The organism is Mesorhizobium sp. M7A.F.Ca.CA.002.05.1.1 (genome assembly GCF_003998335.1).
GTDB lineage: Bacteria > Pseudomonadota > Alphaproteobacteria > Rhizobiales > Rhizobiaceae > Mesorhizobium.
Window position 1 is genome coordinate 1 of record NZ_RZQI01000727.1, and the last position, 3,091, is coordinate 3,091.

General features: G+C 62.0%; 3 protein-coding genes. 2 read left to right on the forward strand and 1 reads right to left on the reverse strand.

Translation table 11 applies throughout. The features are described from left to right. Positions 1-205, reverse strand: a 205-nt coding sequence (locus tag EN939_RS38640) for a hypothetical protein (protein ID WP_206528348.1), incomplete at its 3' end; no start/stop codon positions are given. Between the two features lie 58 nt (positions 206-263). Between EN939_RS38640 and EN939_RS27385 the strand changes: the two genes are divergently transcribed. Continuing rightward, positions 264-2,054, forward strand: coding sequence for an acyl-CoA dehydrogenase (locus tag EN939_RS27385; protein ID WP_127270390.1), 1,791 nt, complete (start codon positions 264-266; stop codon positions 2,052-2,054). Positions 2,055-2,175: 121 nt separating this feature from the next. Next, positions 2,176-3,091: acyl-CoA dehydrogenase family protein (locus EN939_RS27390; RefSeq protein ID WP_127270855.1), on the forward strand; the 916-nt coding region annotated here is incomplete at its 3' end.

The window sequence follows — 3,091 nt, forward strand, 5'->3', positions numbered from 1 at the left end:
TTGTCTGAGTTCTGTCGAGCCGCGTGGCCTGCCACGCGGCTTTTCGTTGTCCTGGCCCACTCTCATGGCCTTTCGGCGCTGGCTTGCGCATCGTCGCGCCGCTACGCTCATTGCTCCAGTGGGCGGGGAATCTTGTCGCATCGAAAAAATTGACGTTTACGCAAACGTCAATTTTTGCTATCCCGCTCCCAATATGGGTCCGCATGCCGCCCCTGGCTTGTCTTCGGGGCATTCGGACCGGGTTTGCAGGGTGGAGAAAAAGCATGCCGACATACAGGGCTCCGGTCCAGGATACGCTGTTCGTGCTCAACGAGGTTCTGGGTTATCAGCGTTATTCGAACCTTCCCGGATTTGCCGACGCCACGCCCGATGTGCTCGAGGCGATCCTGGCCGAAGGCGCCAAGCTCGCCGAAAACGTCATGCATCCGCTGAACCGTGTCGGCGACATGGAAGGCTGTGTGCGTCACGACGATGGCTCGGTGACCACGCCGAAAGGCTTCAAGGAGGCGTTCGACCAGTATCGCGAAGGCGGCTGGATGGGGTTGGCCGCACCAGTCGAGTTCGGCGGCCAGGGCCTGCCCTATGCCGTGCATACCGCCGTCGCCGAATATATGGTCTCGGCCAATATGTCCTTGATGATGTATCCGGGCCTGACGCAAGGCGCGATCGCCGCGATCATCACCCACGGCACCGACGAGCAGAAGTCAACATGGTTGCCGAGGATGATCGAGGGTGCCTGGACCGGCACCATGAACCTGACCGAGCCGCATTGCGGCACGGATCTGGGCCTGTTGCGGACCAAGGCGGTGCCGAACGGCGATGGCACCTATAAAATTTCAGGCCAGAAGATCTTCATCTCGGCCGGCGAACACGACATGTCGGACAACATCGTCCATCTGGTACTGGCCCGCATCGAGGGTGCGCCGGAAGGCGTCAAGGGCATCTCTCTGTTCATCGTGCCGAAGCTCAAGCTCGACGCATCGGGCAATCCGGGCACCAGGAACACCGTCTCCTGCGGCTCGATCGAGGAGAAGATGGGCATCCATGGCAATTCGACCTGCGTCATGAACTATGACGAGGCTGAGGGCACGCTGCTCGGCGAGGCCAATGGCGGCCTGAAGGCGATGTTCACGATGATGAACGAGGCGCGCCTTGGTGTGGGCCTGCAGGGGCTGTCGCTGTCGGAGATCGCCTATCAGAACGCTGTCGGCTACGCCAAGGACCGTTTGCAGGGCCGCTCATTGTCGGGGCCGAAGGCGCCGGACAAGAAGGCCGACCCGATCATCGTCCATCCCGATATCCGCCGCAGCCTGATGACCATGAAGGCCTTCAACGAGGCCGGCCGCGCGCTGGCGCTGTGGACGGCGATCAAGTCCGACATTGCCCACCGCTCCGGCGACGACAAGGACCGCCAGGCCGCCGACGATTACACCGGCCTGATGACACCGGTGGTCAAGGGCGTGCTCACGGACAAGGGCTTCGACCACGCCGTCATGGCGCAGCAGGTGTTCGGCGGTCACGGTTATATCGAAGAGCACGGCATGAGCCAGTTCGTGCGCGATGCCCGCATCGCCATGATCTATGAAGGCGCCAACGGCATCCAGGCGCTCGACCTCGTCGGCCGTAAACTCGGCCTGAATGGCGGCCGCGCCGTGCAGGCCTTCTTCAAGGAGGTCGGTGAGTTCTGCGAGGAGAACCGCTCCGACGAGAAGATGGCGCCATTCACCAAGGCGCTGAAGAAAGGTCTCAACGATTTGCAGGCCGCCACCATGTGGCTGGTGCAGAACGGCATGGCCAAGCCCGACAATGCCGGTGCCGCCTCGACCGACTACATGCATCTCTTCGGCTTGGTCGCTCTGGGCTATATGTGGGCGCAGATGGCCAAGGTGGCACTTGGCAAGACGGACGCCAATGGCGCGCAATCTTTTTACGACAACAAGGTCGTGACGGGGCGCTTCTTCATGGAGCGGATCATGCCGGAGACGTCGGCGCATCTCGCCCGCATTTCGAGCGGCGCCGACACATTGATGGCACTGCCGGCGGAAGCGTTCTAAAGATGATCGGCGTCCTCCTCCCCCTTGAGGGGAGGGTGGCCCGAAGGGTCGGGAGGGGTCGCTGCGGCAGTGCGCCGGCCTCAGTTTCGATGATGCATGTCGGGAGGAGTATCATACCAGCATGACCAACCCAGCTGAAATCCTTGGCCTTCCGAAGCCCGCTTGGGCGGCGGACGAGGTCGGCATGCTCTACGACATGGCGCATCGCTTCATGTCGGAGGAGATCGCGCCGCGCTACGACGAGTTCGAGAAGAACGAGATGGTCGATCGTGAGAGCTGGCTGAAGGCAGGTTCCGCCGGCCTGCTCTGCGCCTCTATGCCGGAGGAATATGGCGGCTCCGGCGGCACCTTCGCGCATGAGAGCGCCATCATCGAGGCCATCGGCCATGTCGGCGTCGACGGTTTCGGCATCGGCCTGCACAATTCGATCGTCGCCCCTTACATCCTCCACTATGGCTCCGAGGAGCAGAAGAAGAAATGGCTGCCGAAACTGGCGACCGGCGAGCTGATCGGCGCCATCGCCATGACCGAGCCGGGCGCCGGCTCCGACCTGCAGGGCGTCAAGACGCGGGCGCAGAAGGATGGCAATCAGTACAAGATCAACGGCTCCAAGACCTTCATCACCAACGGCCAGCTTGCGAACTTCATCATCGTCGTCACCAAGACCGATCCGGAGAAGGGTGCCAAGGGCACCTCGCTGATCGTCGTCGAGACCGACGAGGTCGAAGGTTTTCAGCGCGGCCGTAACCTCGACAAGATCGGGCTCAAGGCCAACGACACGTCGGAGCTGTTCTTCAACGACATGCGCGTGCCGACCTCCAACCTGCTCGGCCATGAGGAAGGGCAGGGCTTCGTCCAGCTGATGCAGCAATTGCCGCAGGAGCGGCTGCAGATCGGCACCGGCGCCATTGCCATGATCGAGCGGGCGCTGGCGCTGACCATTGATTATGTCAAGGAACGCAAGGCGTTCGGCAAGGCGATCATCGATTTCCAGAACACCCAGTTCAAGCTGGCCGAACTCAAGACCGAGGCCACCG

Excerpts from the sequence above, each read along its gene's own strand:
- EN939_RS27385 (WP_127270390.1), top strand. The coding sequence starts at position 264 with ATGCCGACATACAGGGCTCCGGTCCAGGATACGCTGTTCGTGCTCAAC.